Consider the following 18,381-nt stretch of genomic DNA (forward strand, 5'->3'; position numbering starts at 1 on the left):
CTTGCTGCAGATAACAGAGATTGGAGCTAGCAGATGACTGTAAAAGTAACTGAACGCGACGATTCACATAAATCCCACGAAGGCATCGCCGCCGGTATCCGCATCTGGGACGTACATCAACAAGACATGCTGGTGGGAATGTTTCATTCCGAGAATGACGCCCACAGCTACAAGGCCGAACTGGAAACACTGGAACAGAAACGCGAAGCGTCGGCCGGCTGAACCGGTATGACGGATGAGGCGCCTGCCCGGCCTCTTGCCGGGGCAGGCGACTTTTGATCAGTTCAGGTCCAGGGTCGCAAAGTGCAGGCTGTCCTCGACGATCACAGAAGGCACCAGATGCGTAATCCTGCCGGCCTTCACTTCAGCGAACTGACAACTGCCCGCGCCCATCCCGTCGTTCCTGACCGCAAAACGGACACTGTCCGGGTAACGCTTGCCATCTTCGAAAGACATTCCACAGGCAATCAGGAAATCAATTTTCGAATCGATTTTCTCCAACTCTTCATCCCGCTGACCATTTTCCAGAACTGCATAGTCCAGGCACACATTGATGCTGAACGGACATTGCGCAATTAACGTATTGGAAAAGACCGCACCGTAACCGTCTGCAGAGTTATGTTCAGCCACGGTAGAACTGACATCCTTGACCTTGATCGTCACGTTATCTGAAAGTTTGAAAAACCAATATCCGTCCGCACTATCAACGTATTTTCCAAAATCAATTCCAGACACATAACGTTTTGGCCACATCGACATTTCCGGCGAGCCGTCGTTAAGAACCTTGAAGTTGCTGGTGGTCATCACATAGTTGATCACATCAAAGTAAGCGTCAGCCCCCTCTCCTACTTTGATCAAAGTGGCACAAGTGCCTGCCAGCAATACCACTTTGCCGTATCGGTCTACAGGCAGCCCATTCATCAGTACTTCCATGCATTCAGGCATTCTGTCCATGCACGCCATGCCATGCTCCAGCAGATCATCTTCGTGCTGTGCGCTGCTCCACGGCACGTTCCAGAAGAACTCGGGCAAGGTGAAGAACAGGCACTCACTGTCCGGGCGCTGATCAATGGCAGCCTTGGCGGCCACTTCGAGTTTGCCGCTGACATACTGCATCCTTCTGTAGAGTTCCTGGCTCACATACTCCGTCATGTACTGGCCTGGCTTGCGCGGCAAGGAGAACTCGGAATGAAAGGTAGGTTGTTGCAAAGAAGCAATAGTAACCAACATCAAAAACCTCAAGTGTAATTAATTAAAGAACCTCCTCTTGATGAACCATTGAATACAGGATGAATAAAAGACACCGGAGTAAAAACCCGAAACCAAACATTTCCTTTAATATTTAATACGCCCACAAAGAAGAACCCGAAAGAGCGTATCCAACCACTCTTTCGGGCTCAAGTTGTTTCACAAGCTGAAGTACTAGCGAATGTGTAGTTACCAATAACTACACTTCTGCAACTACCACATCAAATCATCAGGAATCTGATAGGCCGCGTACGGATCGTCCTCAGCAGCAACTTCTTCTTTCTTGACGTTCAACTGCACGATGCGCTGTGGATCACGCTCCTGAATCTTCAGGGCGGCCTCGCGCGGGATCACTTCGTAACCGCCGGCATGGTGCACGATCGCCAGGAAGCCATTGCTGAGCTGGTTGCGCATCAAGGTGTTGACGGAGATGCGCTTGACCTTCTTGTCGTCCACGAAGTTGTAGTAGTCCTCGGTGGTCAACTTGGGCAAGCGCGATACTTCGATCAATTGCTTGATCTGGGCGGCGCGGGCCTTGGCCTCGACCTTCTCCTGCTGCTGGCGGTTCAGCTCCTGGTCACGCTTGACCTTCTCGGCCAGTGCTTCCTGGGCCAGGCGCTGCTGAGTGTCGTCCTGTTCGATCTGGCCTTTATGGACCAGGCGTTGCTGCTTCTGCTTCTCTTTGCCGACCTGTTTGGCCTGCTTTTGGTTGACCAGCCCTGCTTTGAGCAACTGGTCGCGAAGGGAAATGCTCATGGTGCTTATTTCTCACTTAGGCAACTGCTCAACCGCAGCTGGGCAAATTCTTTTCCTGACGTTTGGCTTCGCCCCACAGGGCGTCCAACTCTTCGAGGGTGCAATCTTCTATGGGACGGTGGGTGTCGCGCAATGCCTGTTCGATAAAACGGAAGCGTCTTTCGAATTTACTGTTAGCGCCGCGCAAGGCGGTTTCCGGATCGACCTTCAGGTGACGCGCCAGATTGACCACGGAAAACAGCAGGTCACCGACCTCGTCGGCAATCGCTGCCGCGTCGTTGTCGGCCATGGCTTCGAGCACTTCATCAAGTTCTTCGCGGACTTTGTCCAGCACTGGCAACGCATCCGGCCAGTCGAAACCGACCTGCCCGGCACGCTTCTGCAACTTTGCCGAACGGGACAATGCCGGCAGCGCGGCGGGTACGTCATCAAGCAAGGACAGTTGCTCAGGCGCGGAAGATTTCTCGGCGCGTTCTTCAGCCTTGATCTCTTCCCAACGCTGCTTGACCTGTTCTTCATTCAGACGCGGGACGTCCAGCGGCGCGTACAGATCGCCGGTGGGGAACACGTGAGGATGACGCCGAATCAGTTTGCGGGTGATGCTGTCGATGACCCCGGCGAATTCGAAACGCCCTTCTTCCTTGGCCAGTTGGCTGTAATAAACCACCTGGAACAGCAAGTCGCCCAACTCGCCCTGCAAATGATCGAAGTCACCGCGCTCGATAGCGTCGGCGACTTCGTAGGCTTCTTCCAGGGTGTGCGGGACGATCGTGGCGTAGGTTTGCCTGATGTCCCACGGGCAGCCGAACTGCGGATCGCGCAGGCGGTTCATCAGGTGCAATAAGTCTTCAAGGCTGTACATCAATTTCTCTCGTTAAACCGGTCTCTGTAGGAGCTGCCGAAGGCTGCGATCTTTTGATCTTGCTCTTTAAAATCAAAAGATCGCAGCCTTCGGCAGCTCCTACAGGGAGATCGACCACCGCTTATGGCGTACGGTTACGCCGGGTTTCGATGATGTTCGGCAATTGGGAAATCCGCCCCAGCAACCGACCCAACGCGTCCAGCCCCGGAATCTCGATGGTCAGGGACATCAACGCAGTGTTGTCCTCTTTGTTCGAGCGGGTGTTGACCGCCAGTACGTTGATCCGCTCGTTGAGCAGCACTTGCGAAACGTCACGCAGCAGACCGGAACGATCGTAGGCACGGATGATGATGTCCACCGGGTAGGTGAGCACCGGCACCGGGCCCCAGCTGACCTGGATGATCCGCTCCGGCTCGCGCCCGCCCAGTTGCAGCACCGAGGCGCAGTCCTGGCGGTGAATGCTCACACCGCGACCCTGGGTGATGTAACCGACGATAGCGTCCCCTGGCAGCGGCTGACAGCAGCCGGCCATCTGGGTCATCAGGTTGCCGACGCCCTGGATCTGGATATCGCCGCGCTTGCCTGGCTTGTAGCCGGTGGCTTTGCGCGGGATCAGTTCCAGCTGTTCGTTGCCGCGTTCCGGCTCGACCAGTTGCTGTGCCAGGTTGACCAATTGCGCCAGGCGCAAATCGCCGGCACCGAGGGCGGCAAACATGTCCTCGGCGGTTTTCATGTTGGCTTTTTCGGCCAACTTGTCGAAATCCACCGCTGGCAAACCGAGACGAGCCAGTTCGCGCTCGAGCAAGGTTTTACCGGCCGCGACGTTCTGGTCCCGGGCCTGCAATTTGAACCAGTGAACGATCTTCGCCCGCGCTCGCGAGGTAGTGACGTAACCCAGGTTCGAGTTCAGCCAGTCGCGGCTCGGAGTGCCGTGCTTGCTGGTGATGATCTCGACTTGCTCACCGGTTTGCAGGCTGTAGTTGAGCGGCACGATGCGCCCGTTGATCTTGGCGCCACGGCAGTTGTGACCGATCTCGGTGTGCACGCGGTAGGCAAAGTCCAGCGGCGTCGAGCCTTTCGGCAAGTCGATGGCGTGACCGTCGGGGGTGAAGATGTAGACCCGGTCCGGCTCGATATCGACCCGCAACTGATCCGCCAGGCCACCGATGTCGCCGAGTTCTTCGTGCCACTCGAGCACCTGACGCAGCCAGGAAATTTTCTCTTCGTACTGGTTGGACCCGGCCTTGACGTCGGTGCCCTTGTAGCGCCAGTGCGCGCACACCCCCAGTTCGGCTTCTTCGTGCATGGCGTGGGTGCGGATCTGCACTTCCAGCACTTTGCCTTCCGGGCCGATCACTGCGGTGTGCAGCGAGCGGTAGCCGTTCTCTTTCGGGTTGGCGATGTAGTCGTCGAATTCTTTCGGGATGTGTCGCCACAAGGTGTGGACGATGCCGAGCGCGGTGTAGCAGTCGCGCATTTCCGGCACCAGCACGCGAACGGCGCGCACGTCGTAGATCTGGCTGAACTCCAGCCCCTTGCGCTGCATTTTGCGCCAGATCGAATAGATGTGTTTGGCCCGACCGCTGATGTCGGCATCGACGCCGGTGGCGGTCAGTTCATTCTTCAGTTGGCTCATCACGTCGGCGATGAAGCGCTCGCGATCCAGGCGTCGCTCATGCAACAACTTGGCGATCTGTTTGTACTGGTCAGGCTCAAGGTAACGGAAGGACAAGTCCTCCAGTTCCCACTTGATATGACCGATACCGAGACGGTGAGCCAGCGGTGCGTAGATGTCGAAGACTTCACGGGCGACGCGGTTGCGCTTTTCGTCGTCGGCGGTTTTCACCGCACGGATCGCGCAGGTGCGTTCGGCCAGTTTGATCAGCGCGACGCGTACGTCGTCGACCATGGCCACCAGCATCTTGCGCAGGTTTTCCACCTGGCCCTGAGTGCCGAGCACCAGGGATTGACGGGGGCTCAGGCTGGCGCTGATCGCCGCCATGCGCAACACACCGTCGATGAGTTTGGCGACCACCGGACCGAAGCGCTGGCTGATCGACGGCAATTCGATCTGGCCTTCGCGCACGCCGCGATACAGGATCGCGGCTACCAACGAATCCTGATCGAGTTTGAGGTCGGCGAGAATCTCGGCGATCTCAAGGCCCGTGCGGAAACTCGAGGTCCCTTCGGACCACAGATTCTTCGCCGCATTGGCTTGTTGTTCGGCCTGTCGAGCGAACTCGCAGGCTTCCTTCAAGGCTTCGCGATCCAGTGCCTGATCGACAGTGACCGCGTGATCGAGCCAAGCCTCGAGATTGATACTGCCGTCGGTGTTGATCGGCTGGTGTGCTCTCACCTGTACCATCTTGCTTTACCTTCCCTACGACGCAGATTCAATGCGTCAAATCGCTGACCTTCAATGCCCGTGAGCCCGCGCTGGGCTGGTGCGCGGCGGCTGCACGGGCGGCCAGTCGGACCAGACGAGCCGTCCTAGCTCGCTTCAAATAACGCCATGGCCTCGACATGTGCCGTCTGAGGAAACATATCGAGAATCCCGGCACGTTTTAACCGGTAGCCCTGCTTGATCAATTCGACTGTATCGCGCGCCAGAGTTGCAGGGTTGCACGACACATACACCAACCGTTTGGCGCCTAGGGATGCCAGCTTGCGCACCACCTCGAAAGCACCGTCCCGTGGTGGGTCCAAGAGTACCGCACAAAAGCCTTCGCGCGCCCATTCGGCTTCGGTCAAAGGCTGGGATAAATCGGCCTGAAAAAACTTAGTGTTATGCAGATTGTTGCTAGCAGCATTCGCAGCCGCCCGTTCGACCATTGCCTGCACACCTTCCACCGCCACCACTTCGCGAACCGCTTTGGCCAGCGGCAAGGCAAAGTTGCCCAACCCGCAGAACAGATCCAGCACGCGTTCATCCGCTTGCGGTTTGAGCCAATCCAGCGCCTGGGCAACCATCGCTTCGTTGACCCCGGCATTGACCTGGATGAAATCCCCCGGCCGATACGCCAGGTCCAGGCCCCACTGTTCCAGGCGATAACCCAGTGTCTGATCGGCTTCGACCGGTTGCGGTTCGCCGTCGCCATGCAGCCACAATTGGGCTTCATGGAACGCACAGAAATCCTTGAGGATCGTCAGGTCAGCCTCGGACAACGGCGCCATATGCCGCAGCAGTACTGCGAGCGACGAGCCACTGAACAATTCCACATGCCCGAGTGCTTGAGGTTTGCTCAAACGACGGAGCATTTCCGGCAAGCGGGTCATGATCGGTTGCAAGGGCTGTACCAGCACCGTGCATTCAGTGATTGCGACGATGTCCTGACTGCCCGCCGCGCGGAAACCGACTTCGAGTTTTTTCGCTTTCATGTCCCAGCGCACCGCCACCCGGGCGCGACGGCGGTAACCGAATTCCGGACCGCTCAACGGCGCTGCCCACTCTTGCGGTTCGACACCGGCAACCTTGGACAATTGCTCGGCGAGCATGCGCTGTTTCAGGGCGAGTTGTTCGACATGAGGCAGATGCTGCACGCTGCAACCGCCACAGCGACCGGCGTGCGGGCACGGTGCCGGGCGACGCAGTTCGCTGGCCTGGAACACCCGCTCGGTGCGCGCCTCGACCACTTTGCCGTGGGCATTGAGCACGCGCGCCTCGATCTCTTCACCGGCCAATGCGCCGATGACGAACCAGGTGCGACCTTCGAAAAACGCGATGCCGCGACCGTCATTCGCCAGGCGCTCGATGCTCAAGCGCTGCTTTTTGCCGGTCGGAATTTGTGGGGCCTTGCTGCCGCCCGTGGGTTGGAAGCGCAGGCCTCTCTCTTGCTTGGCCATCAGTTGGGCGCGTCGAAAATGCCGGTCGACAAGTAACGGTCGCCACGGTCGCAGATGATCGCGACGATCACCGCGTTTTCAACTTCTTTGGACAGGCGCAGCATCGCTGCCACCGCTCCGCCCGAGGACACGCCACAGAAGATCCCTTCTTCGCGGGCCAGACGACGGGTCACGTCTTCGGCTTCGCTCTGGGCCATGTCGACGATGCGGTCGACACGATCGGCCTGGTAAATCTTCGGCAGGTACTCTTGCGGCCAGCGACGGATACCCGGAATCGCCGAGCCTTCCATCGGTTGCAGGCCGATGATCTGCACGTTGTCGCTCTGCTCTTTCAAGTAGCGCGACACGCCCATGATGGTCCCGGTGGTGCCCATCGAACTGACGAAGTGAGTGATGGTGCCCTCGGTCTGACGCCAGATTTCCGGGCCGGTGGTGGTGTAGTGCGCTTCGGGATTGTCCCCGTTGGCGAACTGATCCAGCACCTTGCCACGGCCTTCGGCTTCCATTCGCTGAGCGAGGTCGCGGGCGCCTTCCATGCCTTCTTCCTGGGTGACCAGGATCAGTTCGGCGCCATAAGCAGTCATGGCGGCCTTACGTTCGGCACTGGAGTTGTCCGGCATGATCAGGATCATCTTGTAACCCTTGATCGCGGCGGCCATGGCCAGCGCAATCCCGGTGTTACCCGACGTCGCTTCAATCAGCGTATCGCCGGCGTGAATCTGCCCACGCAACTCGGCGCGGGTAATCATCGACAGCGCCGGACGGTCCTTGACCGAACCCGCCGGGTTATTCCCTTCGAGCTTGAGCAAAAGGGTGTTGCTGGTGGCGCCAGGCAGGCGCTGCAAACGAACCAGCGGAGTGTTGCCGACGCAATCGGCGATGGTTGGGTACTGCAAGGTCATGGCGTATTCGCAATCCAGACTGCGGGGGCGCCTATCATACCGGCAAACGTTGACAGGCCATATCACGCAAAGTGTGGTGCTTATGGCTTATGGGAATAAGGGGCGGATTGATGGCATTGGAAGCGGCGCTCTAACAGCACAATAGGTTCAGAGCAATTGCGTCGGCAGTGCTGATACTTTTTTTTAGCGGATGGGAGGGCCTCTTCGCGAGCAGGCTCGCTCCCACAGGGTTCGGTGGTGATCACACAATTTGGGGGCGGCTCAGGTCCACTGTGGGAGCGGGCTTGCTCGCGAAGGCGTCGTCACTCGCGCCACACTCATCCGCCATCAACCGCATATTCAGTCGCAACCCCGTCACGGTGTTTTCCGCCCACAGCGCCCCGCCCTGACGCTGTACTGCATTGCGGGCAATGCTCAATCCCAATCCGAATCCGCCATTTCCCGGCCGTGAACCGTCGAGTCGAATGAACGGCGAGAAGATCCGTTCGAGGTCGGTTTCAGCCACCCCGCCGCCCTGGTCCTCCAGCCATAGATGCCAATATTCACCATCACGACGTCCGGCGAGGCTGACAATTCCACCGTCAGGTGAATGCCGAATGGCATTGCGCACAATGTTTTCCAGCGCCTGGGCCAAGGTATTCAGATGACCGCGCACCCAGCAGGAGGAATCCACGGCGCAGTGCAATTGACTCGCCGGCCAGCCACTTTCATAGCAGGCGTTTTCCGTAAGCATGTCCCACAGCGCCTGGACCTGGATCGATTCGTCGGGCAGTCGCGAGCGTTCGGTGTCGAGCCAGGCCAGTTGCAGGGTGTCTTCCACCAGACGCTGCATGCCATCGACTTCGCGACCAATGCGCTCGCGCAATTGCACCACGTCCTGCTCACTTTCGCTGGCCACCCGCAAACGGCTCAACGGCGTGCGCAGTTCGTGGGACAGGTCGCGCAGCAGTTGTTGCTGCAGCGCCACGGTGCTTTGCAGGCGCTCGGACATGTGATCGAAAGCCCGGCCGAGTTCGCCGAGTTCATCCGCACGATTGGTGGTGTGGCTCGACAGGCGCACATTCAATTGGTCGGCGCGCCAGGCATTGGCCTGTTCGCGCAGACTGTTCAACGGCACTACCAGCAAGCGGTATAAACCGACGCACAGCAGTAAAGTGAAGAGACCGGGAATCACGCCGTTGGTGATGACTCGCCAGAACACCCGGTATTGCCCGGGCATGAAACGTTGTGGCAGTTCGATCACCAGGCTGCCGGCGCCCGGATCCTTGGGAAATGGCACGCGTAGCCAAGGCAAGCCTTGAGTATGGCGACTGGTGGGCCAATCGAGGCCACGCAGAAAGGTCAGGCGCTGGATTTCCTTGTCCACCAGCGGATAGCTGCTCAAGGACTGCAAGTCGCCGCCAATCACACCGACCCAGGTGGTCTCGCGCCGGCCGACTCGCTGCAGCCAGGCATCGACGCCGGCATTCTTGCCCTCATTCCACGCCTGTTCCGCTTCGGCGGCGTAAAGCGTCAAGGTGCCCCGAGCTTCGTCGGACAGGAACAGGTTTTTCTGTTCCATGTAACGGCCCCAAGACCAGCTCAGCCAGATCATCAACAAACAGAACGCCACCAAAAGGCAGGCCAGTTTCCAGAACAGCGAGTGCCGGCCCGGCAGGTCAGACCATTTCATCGACGGCACTCAAGACGTAACCCTTGCCCCACACCGTGCGCACTTCCCGCTCGGTGTAGCCGATGGCCTTGAGCTTGCGGCGGATCTGACTGATGTGCATGTCGAGGCTGCGATCATGGGCCGCGTACCCGCGCTGCAACACCTGCTGATAAAGGAAAGCCTTGCTCAGCACTTCGTCGTTATTGCGATTGAGGGTTTCCAGCAAGCGATACTCGCTGCGGGTCAGGCCGGCGGCTTGCTCGCGATAGAAGACTTCGCACTGGTCATCGTCGAACAGCAGGCTATGCACCGGGCTCACCACCGCGAAGGGTTCTGGCCGCCGATCAAACGCTACCCGCCGAAGAATGGCTTCGATGCGCACCCGCAACTCGGCCATGCTGAACGGCTTGGGCAGGTAATCGTCGGCGCCCAGGCGAAAACCGCTGATGCGATCCGCCTCGGCACCCAGCGCCGACATCAGCACCACCGGGGTCGCATGGCTCTGGCGCAGTTGAGTCAGGACATTCAGCCCGTCCAGACCCGGCAGCAGAATATCCATCAGCACCACATCAAAGGTTTGCCCACGGGCAATGTCGAGGCCTTCCTGGCCGTTCTGGCACCAGGTCACCTGAAAGCCGCAGCGCCCCAGGTGTTCGTGAACATAAGCACCGAGCACGAGGTCGTCTTCTATAGACAGGATACGAGGATGGCCAGCAGTGATGGGAGTCATGACTATCTGCAAATAATTCTCAGTTGGCGATTATTCAAGATTGCCTCGCCAGGGGCAACCCAAGGTTTGCCCGTCAGGCAAAACCTGCCATCCAGCCGACGAATGACGACATCAATTTACGAAGATTGCCCGCAAGCAAATCGCTACACTGCGCAAGTGGTGCGTGCCGGATGCACGCGCGGGTCCAATAAATAGCGGGATGCAGGAGAAATGCGTGCTCAAGAAACTGGGAATTAAAGGCCGCGTGCTGTTGCTGACCTTGCTTCCGACCAGCCTGATGGCGTTGGTCCTGGGCGGCTATTTCACCTGGATGCAGCAATCGGACCTGCAAGCCCAACTCATGCAGCGCGGCGAAATGATCGCCGAACAGCTCGCACCGCTGGTGGCCCCGGCCATGGGCCACAAGAACACCGAACTGCTGGAGCGCATCGCCACCCAGTCGCTGGAACAGACCGACGTGCGCGCCGTGACCTTCCTCGCCCCCGACCGCACTCCCCTGGCGCACGCCGGCCCGACCATGCTCAATGCGGCGCCGATCGGCAACAGCTCGCAGATGCTGCGGCGCAGCGGCAATGACGCGACTCGCTACTTGCTGCCGGTATTCGGCAAGCATCGCAACATGGCCGGTGACCTGATTCCCGATGAAGCCGACCGCCTGCTCGGCTGGGTCGAAATCGAACTGTCCCACAACGGCATGCTGCTGCGCGGTTACCGCAGCCTGTTCGCCAGCCTGCTGCTGATTTTCGCGGGCCTCGCCGGCGCGGCGCTGCTGGCGTTGCGCATGGGCCGCACGATCAATCGGCCGATCAGCCAGATCAAACTGGCGGTGGCGCAACTCAAGGACGGTCATCTGGAAACCCGCCTGCCGCCCCTCGGCAGTCAGGAACTGGATGAGCTGGCGTCCGGCATCAACCGCATGGCCGGTACGTTGCAGAACGCCCAGGAAGAATTGCAACACAGCGTCGATCAAGCCACCGAAGACGTGCGCCAGAACCTCGAAACCATCGAGATCCAGAACATCGAGCTGGACCTGGCACGCAAGGAAGCCCTGGAAGCGAGCCGGATCAAGTCCGAATTCCTGGCCAACATGAGCCATGAAATCCGCACGCCGCTCAACGGCATCCTCGGCTTCACCCATCTGCTGCAAAAAAGCGAGCTGACCCCGCGCCAGCTCGACTACCTGGGCACCATCGAAAAATCCGCCGACAGCCTGTTGGGGATCATCAACGAGATCCTCGACTTCTCGAAAATCGAGGCCGGCAAACTGGTGCTCGACAACATTCCATTCAACCTGCGCGACTTGTTGCAGGACACCCTGACCATCCTCGCCCCGGCCGCCCACGCCAAACAGCTGGAACTGGTGAGTCTGGTCTATCGCGATACACCGCTGTCGCTGGTCGGCGATCCGCTGCGACTCAAGCAAATCCTCACTAACCTCGTGAGCAACGCGATCAAGTTCACCCGCGAGGGCACTATCGTCGCCCGGGCCATGCTCGAAGAAGAGCACGAAGACAGCGTGCAACTGCGCATCAGCATTCAGGACACCGGCATCGGTTTGTCGAGCCAGGACGTGCGCGCTCTGTTCCAGGCCTTCAGCCAGGCGGATAACTCGCTGTCGCGCCAACCCGGCGGCACCGGTCTGGGGCTGGTGATTTCCAAGCGTTTGATCGAGCAGATGGGCGGTGAGATTGGCGTCGACAGCACGCCGGGGGAAGGTTCGGAATTCTGGATCAGCCTGAGCCTGCCGAAAACCCGCGACGACGCCGAGGACCTGCCCGGCCCGCCGTTGCTGGGCCGTCGGGTGGCGGTGCTGGAGAATCACGAACTGGCGCGTCAGGCGTTGCAGCATCAACTGGAAGATTGCGGTCTGGAAGTCACGCCGTTCAACACCCTGGAAAGCCTGACCAATGGGGTCACGGGTGCTCACCAAACCGAGCAGGCAATCGATCTGGCGGTGCTTGGCATCACCAGCAACGACATGCCGCCGGAACGTCTCAACCAGCACATCTGGGACCTCGAACACCTGGGCTGCAAAGTCCTGGTGTTGTGCCCGACCACCGAGCAGACACTGTTCCATCTCTCGGTGCCTAATCCGCACAGTCAGCTGCAAGCCAAACCGGCCTGCACGCGCAAATTGCGCCGGGCCTTGTCCGATCTGGTCAACCCGCGCCAGCAGCGCAGCGAACCCGGCGAACCGGTGTCGAGCCGTGCGCCGAAAGTGCTTTGCGTCGACGACAACCCGGCCAATCTGTTGCTGGTGCAAACCCTGCTCGAAGACATGGGCGCCAAAGTCCTCGCGGTGGAAAGCGGTTACGCCGCCGTCAAAGCAGTGCAGAACGAAACCTTCGACCTGGTGCTGATGGACGTGCAAATGCCCGGCATGGACGGGCGTCAAAGCACCGAAGCGATTCGCCAGTGGGAAAGTGAGCGGCATTGCACGCCGCTGCCGATCGTGGCCCTGACCGCCCACGCGATGGCCAACGAAAAACGCGCGCTGCTGCAAAGCGGCATGGACGACTACCTGACCAAACCCATCAGCGAACGGCAACTGGCCCAAGTGGTGTTGAAGTGGACCGGCCTGGCCCTGCGCAATCAGGTGCCGGAGCGCTCCAGCGAAAGCCATGGCGGCAGCGATTTGCTGGTGCTCGATCACGAAGAAGGTTTGCGTCTGGCCGCGGGCAAAGCCGATCTGGCGGCGGACATGCTGGCGATGCTGTTGGCCTCGCTGGAAGCCGACCGCGAGGCGATTCGCGTTGCCCGGGAAGCCAACGACCAGAATGCCCTGATCGAACGGGTCCATCGCCTGCACGGGGCCACGCGTTATTGCGGTGTTCCGCAACTGCGCGCAGCCTGCCAGCGCAGTGAAACCCTGCTCAAGCAACAGGACCCGAAAGCCGCGGCGGCCCTCGAAGAACTGGAACGCTCGATCAATCGCCTGGCCGCTCAGGCACGTATCAGTGCCTGACCCAGAGCAATAACATCCGTCGCCCCAAGCGCCACAATACAAAGGCTCTTCAAGGAGAACAGGATGATGCGCACGATTCTTTTCAGCAGCCAGACCTACGACCGCGAGAGCTTTCTCGCCGCCGACTTGCCCGCCGACATCGAGTTGCAGTTTCAAGCGGCGCGCCTGAGCCTCGACACCGTGACACTGGCCGAGCATCACGAAGTGGTGTGCGCCTTCATCAATGACGACCTCAGCGCGCCGGTGCTCGAACACTTGGCCGCCGGCGGCACGCGCCTGATTGCCCTGCGCTCGGCCGGTTACAACCATGTCGACCAGATCGCGGCGAAACGCCTGGGCCTGTCCATCGTACGCGTGCCGGCCTACTCGCCCCACGCCGTGGCCGAACACGCAGTGGCGCTGATCCTCGCGTTGAACCGGCGCTTGCACCGCGCCTACAACCGCACCCGCGAAGGGGATTTCAGCCTGCATGGGCTGACCGGTTTCGATCTGGTGGGCAAGACCGTCGGCGTGGTCGGCACCGGGCAGATCGGCGCGACCTTCGCAAAAATCATGAACGGCTTTGGCTGCAAGCTATTGGCCTACGACCCCTACCCCAATCCCCAGGTCGAAGCCCTCGGTGCGCGCTATTTGAGTTTGCCGCAGCTGCTGGCCGAGTCGCAGATCATCAGCCTGCATTGCCCACTCAACGAGCAGAGCAAACACCTGATCAACCGTCAGTCACTGGCGCACATGCAACCGGGGGCGATGCTGATCAACACCGGGCGCGGTGGCCTGGTCGACACTCCGGCGCTGATCGACGCATTGAAGGACGGCCAATTGGGCTATCTGGGTCTGGATGTGTATGAAGAAGAGGCGCAGCTGTTTTTCGAGGATCGCTCGGACCTGCCGCTGCAAGACGATGTGCTGGCGCGGCTGCTGACTTTCCCCAACGTGATCATCACCGCGCACCAGGCCTTCCTGACCCGTGAAGCCCTCGGCGCGATTGCCGGGACTACGTTGCAGAACATCGCAGCGTGGGCGGCCGGTGCGCCGCAGAATCAGGTCGAAGGCTGATCAACCTCAGGGTTTAGGGCTGATCGAGGACGCCAGGATCAACAGCGCCAGCCAGCCGAAACCGATCAGGCGCTGTTGCAGGGAATGTCCGGGACGCAGCAGAAACCAGACGAAAAACGGTGGCAGTAAAAATGCCATGATTTTCAGCCAACCTTCCACTGGACGCGCCGTGTCTGCCCACGCATCGGTCGCCGGCACATTCACCGGCACACCCCGGCGTCGGTGCCGGGAAACGGGCGCAGCCGGAGTTTCGGGGATTGGCTCGACTTGCGGTTGTGGCTCGGGATCGACGGTCGAAACTTCAGGCACCTGTTCATCCCGCGGCCGGTGCCCGAAGGAGATCGGTGCAGCCTGGGAGGAAGTCGCTCGCCTTGCCGCGACCGGCGCGCCGCAGTGAATGCACGAAATCACTTCAGAGCTGATGCTCTGTTTGCATTCAAAACATTCGGTCAAGGCCATTTCCATTCCTTAGAGGTGTAAAAGCGGCAGTGTGCCATGAGTGGGTGGATGATTTGAACCTGATCGAAGGTCACAAGCCCGCGCCATGCTGCGTTGATGCCCGTGCTAGCATACCGCGCATATTTGGAGGACCCATGGTCGAACACGATTTCCGCTACAGCCTGATGAACCCGCAGCACACCCTGACTGAATGCCGCGCCCTGGTGCCGGGGCGTTATCAAGTCACCGGCAACGGCGGCTCGATTCGCAATAATGACGTTCTGGTGGTCACCCTCAAAGGCAGCAAGGACTTGTCCATGCGCCTGACCGTCGAAACCGTTCGCCACCTGATCAACCCGCCCGGCCAATGGGTCGCGGTGGCCAGTGGTCCGGTGTTCGGCGAACTGGCGATCCACACCTGGAAGGTCAACTGCGACAGCTGCGCCAAAGAACTGAGCTTCGAGTTCGCGGTCGACGCCAAGCTGGGCAACAAGGCCGAAAAGCCTGCCGCCACCGCGCGGATTGCCGAGCTGGGCTGGACCACCGCCGGCGAGAAACACCTGTGCCCGAAATGCCAGGAGCCTGCGTGATGAAACACCTTGCTCTGGCGGCCATGGTTGGCGCCAGTCTGATGGGCTGCGCCGCCGAACCGGTTCAACTGCAACAGAACCGCAGCTACATTCTGGAATGGATCGGCGAACGGCCATTGATGGATTACAGCCACCTGACCATCACCCTCGGTGACGACGGTCGGGCCTACGGCAATGGCGGCTGCAACCATTGGTTCGCGCCGTACACCCTGGACGGCGACAAGCTGACCTTCGGCAAAGTCGGCAGCACCCGCAAACTCTGCGCGCCGGCGTTGATGGAGCAGGAAAAGCGTTTCCTGCAAGCCCTGGAAAACGTCCAGCGCTGGGACATCTCCCCGATCGACCAGATGCGTTTCTGGCCGGCCGAAGGCAAGCCGTTGCGTTGGTGGCTTGAAGAGGGTTGATTGACGCGCCGCAGCCCTTGTAGCAGCTGCCGAGGTACGAGCCTGCGTTCGGCTGCGCAGCAGTCGTAATCCCTGAGCTCGCGGTCTTTCTGTAAGACCGCATGCGCTGACTTCACGACTGCTTCGCAGCCGAACGCAGGCTTCGCCAGTTGCTACAGATCGTGTATCTGCTCAATTCGTGGCTTTCAACTCTTCCAGCTTCGCCATCACCCCCGCCGCTGTCTGCTCGCCCATCAACTGCTCCCGCACTTTGCCCTTGTTATCGATGATGTAGGTCACCGGTAACGCTTCACTGCGCGGCAAATCAAACAACTCGGCAGGGTCCTGCGCCAGCACGGTGAACTTGATCCCCAGTTTCTCGCTGGCGCTCTTCAGCTCTTCACCCTGCACATTGTCGAAGTTGACCCCGAACACTCCGATCTTCTTGGCCTTGAGTTCTTCGGCCAGGGTATTCAACTGCGGGATCTCCGTTCGGCACGGGCCGCACCACTCAGCCCAGTAATTCAGCACGACCCACTGTTTATCGAGACGCCCGGCCGCCACTTTGTGGCCATCCTGATCGATGCCATAGTCGTTGCCGCAGCCCCCCAGCATCAGCGCCCCGATGATCGCCAATGCCGCCGCCAATCGCCTTGTCATGTCATGTTCCTTGTTCAAAATTGAATGCGCCTGCGACCCATCGCCTCCCGAGGTTCTGGATTGGGCGCTGCACAGTTAGAATAGCCGTCACCTTACGCAAGATGCGACCCGCACATGACCGATCTGACGCTTTATCACAACCCGCGCTGCTCGAAATCCCGCGGTGCGCTCGAACTGCTCGAAGCCCGTGGCCTGACCCCGACCGTGGTCCGCTACCTCGAAACGCCACTGGACGCCGCGCAACTCCAGGGCCTGCTGAAAAAGCTCGGCATCAATGCCCGGCAATTGCTGCGCACCGGTGAGGACGAATACAAAACCCTCAACCTGGCCGACGCCACTCTCAGCGAGGCGCAATTGATCGCGGCCATCGCGGCGCACCCGAAACTCATGGAGCGGCCTATCCTCGAAGTCGGCGATAAAGCCGTCATCGGCCGTCCGCCGGAGAAAGTGCTGGAGCTGTTGCCGTGAGCGCGCCGTACATTCTGGTTCTGTATTACAGCCGCAGCGGCTCAACCAATGAAATGGCCCGGCAGATTGCCCGGGGTGTCGAGCAGTCGGGAATGGAAGCGCGTTTGCGCACCGTGCCGGCGATCTCCACCGAGTGCGAAGCGGTGTCGCCGGACATCCCGGACGAAGGCGCGTTGTACGCCAGTCTCGACGACCTGAAGAACTGTTCAGGCCTGGCCCTCGGCAGCCCGACTCGCTTCGGCAACATGGCGGCGCCGCTCAAGTACTTCCTCGACGGCACCAGCAACCTGTGGCTGACCGGCGCCCTCGTCGGCAAACCGGCCGGCGTGTTTACCTCCACCGCTAGCCTGCACGGCGGTCAGGAAACCACCCTGCTGTCGATGATGTTGCCGTTGCTGCACCACGGCATGCTGATCACCGGCCTGCCTTACAGCGAGTCGGCATTGCTGGAAACCCGTGGCGGCGGCACGCCATACGGCGCCAGCCATCACGCCGGGGCGGATGGCAAACAGGGTTTGAATGAGCATGAAGTCGCGCTGTGCCGGGCCTTGGGTCTGCGCCTGGGCAAGACCGCGCAGAAGCTGGAGGGCTGATATGGCGAAGAAGCCGAAGATTCTGCCTTCGATCGAATGGCTCGAACCGCGCGTCAAGGCAATGCGAGCGGTCAGCCTGTTGTGCTATTTCGGCTTGGTGGGGTTGCTGTGCGCCTACTACCTGCTGGTCGCCGACCTGCATGGCGCACGACCGTGGGTGATTTTGCTGATCGAACTGGTGCCGCTGCTGTTGCTCGCGCCGGGGATGATTGTCGGCAGCGCGCGCGGGCATTCGTGGATGTGTTTTGTGGTGAATTTGTATTTCATCAAGGGCGCGCTGGCCGCGTATGACCCGAACCGGCAGCTGTTCGGGTTGCTGGAAATGGGCGCGAGCCTGGCGGTGTTCTGCTCGGCGCTGCTGTATGTGCGGTGGCGGTTTCAGTTGAATCGCAAGTTGGCGGGTGAAGGCGAGATTTCGGTCGCCTGATAAACCGCCTTCGCGAGCAGGCTCGCTCCTACATTGGGTCTTCAGTGGACACATTATTCGTGAACACCACAGATCCCCTGTGGGAGCGGGCTTGCTCGCGAAGGGCGCGGCTCGGTTTCAATGATTGACGGTATACGCGAGCATCATCGAAATCTGGCTCATCGCCCGCCCGCCACTCTGTTCATGCCACTGGTTGAACACATCCTGCACCAACGCCAGGTCTCGCTGGCTGGTCGGCACTTTGTCGACGATCTTCTGCGCATTCAACCCAGCCACCACGTCGTAGCTCGGCACGAATGTGTCCTTGCCGACCATGCGCAGGAAGCGCGGCGCCGACAGCCCGCCTAGTTGATGACCGCGCTTTTTCAGGAAGGTCCACAAACCGACGATGTCGGTCACCGGCCACTCGGCGATCAGTTCGCCAAAGCTGCCCTTTTCATGGGCCACATCCAGAATGAACTGCGCATTGCGCGGCACGCTCTTGAGCTTGCCCAGGTGGCGGATGATCCGTGCGTCCTGCATCAGGCGCTCGAGGTGTTCGGCGCTCATCAGCACAACTTTTTCCGGGTCGAATTTGAAGAACACTTCTTCGAAGGACGGCCACTTGGCGTCCACCAGGCTGTGCTTGAGCCCGGCGCGAAACACCCGCAGCGCCATGGTCGAGAGGTAACGGTCATCGCTGATCTTGCGCAATTGTGCCGGGGTCTTGGGAACCGGCAGATGGGCTTCCAGTTCAGCCGCCGAACCGAAACGGTTCAGACAGTACTCGTGTAGCCACTTGTAATCGCGCATGCCCTCTCCTGAGGATT

The 18,381-nt window shown here is 60.0% G+C and carries 19 protein-coding genes; 8 read left to right on the forward strand and 11 right to left on the reverse strand.

The window, feature by feature from the left end:
* Window positions 1–33: 33 nt before the first annotated feature.
* Window positions 34–222, forward strand: coding sequence for a hypothetical protein (locus LOY68_RS23710; RefSeq protein WP_054054893.1), 189 nt, complete (start codon window positions 34–36; stop codon window positions 220–222).
* 57 nt (window positions 223–279) lie between these two features.
* On the opposite strand, the gene LOY68_RS23715 is transcribed toward LOY68_RS23710, so the two are convergent.
* From LOY68_RS23715 to LOY68_RS23750, 8 genes are all read right to left on the reverse strand, one after another.
* Window positions 280–1,230, reverse strand: a complete 951-nt coding sequence (locus tag LOY68_RS23715) for a hypothetical protein (RefSeq protein WP_265040343.1) — start codon at window positions 1,228–1,230, stop codon at window positions 280–282.
* A gap of 231 nt (window positions 1,231–1,461) precedes the next feature.
* Window positions 1,462–2,004, reverse strand: a complete 543-nt coding sequence (locus LOY68_RS23720) for a DUF2058 domain-containing protein (RefSeq protein ID WP_265040344.1) — start codon at window positions 2,002–2,004, stop codon at window positions 1,462–1,464.
* Window positions 2,005–2,032: 28 nt separating this feature from the next.
* Window positions 2,033–2,866, reverse strand: a complete 834-nt coding sequence (gene mazG / locus LOY68_RS23725; RefSeq protein WP_163912954.1) for a nucleoside triphosphate pyrophosphohydrolase — start codon at window positions 2,864–2,866, stop codon at window positions 2,033–2,035.
* Between the two features lie 121 nt (window positions 2,867–2,987).
* Window positions 2,988–5,231: a GTP diphosphokinase gene (gene relA, locus LOY68_RS23730; protein WP_054054885.1), complete on the reverse strand. Its 2,244-nt coding sequence runs from the start codon at window positions 5,229–5,231 to the stop codon at window positions 2,988–2,990.
* Window positions 5,232–5,356: 125 nt separating this feature from the next.
* Complete coding sequence (gene rlmD, locus LOY68_RS23735) at window positions 5,357–6,709, reverse strand: 23S rRNA (uracil(1939)-C(5))-methyltransferase RlmD (RefSeq protein WP_265040346.1); 1,353 nt, start codon at window positions 6,707–6,709, stop codon at window positions 5,357–5,359.
* Entirely contained in the window at window positions 6,709–7,611 is a 903-nt protein-coding gene (gene cysM, locus LOY68_RS23740; protein WP_054613828.1) for a cysteine synthase CysM, read from the reverse strand. Before cysM ends, rlmD begins: the two co-directional genes overlap by 1 nt.
* 241 nt (window positions 7,612–7,852) lie before the next feature.
* Window positions 7,853–9,283 (reverse strand): sensor histidine kinase, encoded by a 1,431-nt coding sequence (locus LOY68_RS23745; RefSeq protein ID WP_265040347.1) that lies wholly within the window; start codon window positions 9,281–9,283, stop codon window positions 7,853–7,855.
* The gene (locus LOY68_RS23750) at window positions 9,270–9,992 is read right to left on the reverse strand and encodes a response regulator transcription factor (RefSeq protein WP_265040349.1); all 723 of its coding nucleotides are present in this window, start codon (window positions 9,990–9,992) and stop codon (window positions 9,270–9,272) included. Before LOY68_RS23750 ends, LOY68_RS23745 begins: the two co-directional genes overlap by 14 nt.
* 214 nt (window positions 9,993–10,206) lie before the next feature.
* Between LOY68_RS23750 and LOY68_RS23755 the strand changes: the two genes are divergently transcribed.
* Together LOY68_RS23755 and LOY68_RS23760 are read left to right on the forward strand one after the other, a co-directional pair.
* A complete protein-coding gene (locus LOY68_RS23755) occupies window positions 10,207–12,957 on the forward strand; it encodes a response regulator (RefSeq protein ID WP_163912945.1) in 2,751 nt (916 codons plus the stop codon).
* A 66-nt stretch (window positions 12,958–13,023) separates the two neighbouring features.
* On the forward strand, window positions 13,024–14,013 hold the full coding sequence (locus LOY68_RS23760) for a 2-hydroxyacid dehydrogenase (protein ID WP_265040350.1): 990 nt from the start codon (window positions 13,024–13,026) through the stop codon (window positions 14,011–14,013).
* A gap of 6 nt (window positions 14,014–14,019) precedes the next feature.
* On the opposite strand, the gene LOY68_RS23765 is transcribed toward LOY68_RS23760, so the two are convergent.
* Window positions 14,020–14,472: a hypothetical protein gene (locus LOY68_RS23765; RefSeq protein ID WP_265040352.1), complete on the reverse strand. Its 453-nt coding sequence runs from the start codon at window positions 14,470–14,472 to the stop codon at window positions 14,020–14,022.
* Window positions 14,473–14,606: 134 nt separating this feature from the next.
* Here LOY68_RS23765 and LOY68_RS23770 point away from each other — a divergent pair, with 134 nt between their 5' ends.
* The gene (locus tag LOY68_RS23770; protein WP_054054862.1) at window positions 14,607–15,041 is read left to right on the forward strand and encodes a hypothetical protein; all 435 of its coding nucleotides are present in this window, start codon (window positions 14,607–14,609) and stop codon (window positions 15,039–15,041) included.
* Entirely contained in the window at window positions 15,041–15,445 is a 405-nt protein-coding gene (locus LOY68_RS23775; RefSeq protein WP_054054860.1) for an META domain-containing protein, read from the forward strand. The genes LOY68_RS23770 and LOY68_RS23775 overlap by 1 nt, the downstream gene beginning before the upstream one ends.
* 171 nt (window positions 15,446–15,616) lie before the next feature.
* Here the strand turns inward: LOY68_RS23775 and LOY68_RS23780 are convergent, their stop codons facing one another.
* Window positions 15,617–16,084: a TlpA disulfide reductase family protein gene (locus LOY68_RS23780; RefSeq protein ID WP_054054859.1), complete on the reverse strand. Its 468-nt coding sequence runs from the start codon at window positions 16,082–16,084 to the stop codon at window positions 15,617–15,619.
* Window positions 16,085–16,198: 114 nt separating this feature from the next.
* Here LOY68_RS23780 and arsC point away from each other — a divergent pair, with 114 nt between their 5' ends.
* From arsC to LOY68_RS23795, 3 genes are read left to right on the forward strand one after another with little or no spacing between them, the layout of a single operon-like run.
* Window positions 16,199–16,552 (forward strand): arsenate reductase (glutaredoxin), encoded by a 354-nt coding sequence (arsC, locus tag LOY68_RS23785; RefSeq protein WP_054054857.1) that lies wholly within the window; start codon window positions 16,199–16,201, stop codon window positions 16,550–16,552.
* Window positions 16,549–17,145, forward strand: a complete 597-nt coding sequence (gene wrbA, locus LOY68_RS23790) for an NAD(P)H:quinone oxidoreductase (RefSeq protein WP_265040354.1) — start codon at window positions 16,549–16,551, stop codon at window positions 17,143–17,145. Before arsC ends, wrbA begins: the two co-directional genes overlap by 4 nt.
* A 1-nt stretch (window position 17,146) precedes the next feature.
* A complete protein-coding gene (locus LOY68_RS23795; protein WP_054613821.1) occupies window positions 17,147–17,572 on the forward strand; it encodes a DUF2069 domain-containing protein in 426 nt (141 codons plus the stop codon).
* Between the two features lie 117 nt (window positions 17,573–17,689).
* Here LOY68_RS23795 and LOY68_RS23800 read toward each other — a convergent pair whose 3' ends face one another.
* On the reverse strand, window positions 17,690–18,364 hold the full coding sequence (locus LOY68_RS23800; protein WP_054054851.1) for a DNA-3-methyladenine glycosylase I: 675 nt from the start codon (window positions 18,362–18,364) through the stop codon (window positions 17,690–17,692).
* Window positions 18,365–18,381: the final 17 nt, after the last annotated feature.

The organism is Pseudomonas sp. B21-053, assembly GCF_026016365.1.
Taxonomy (GTDB): domain Bacteria; phylum Pseudomonadota; class Gammaproteobacteria; order Pseudomonadales; family Pseudomonadaceae; genus Aquipseudomonas; species Aquipseudomonas nunensis.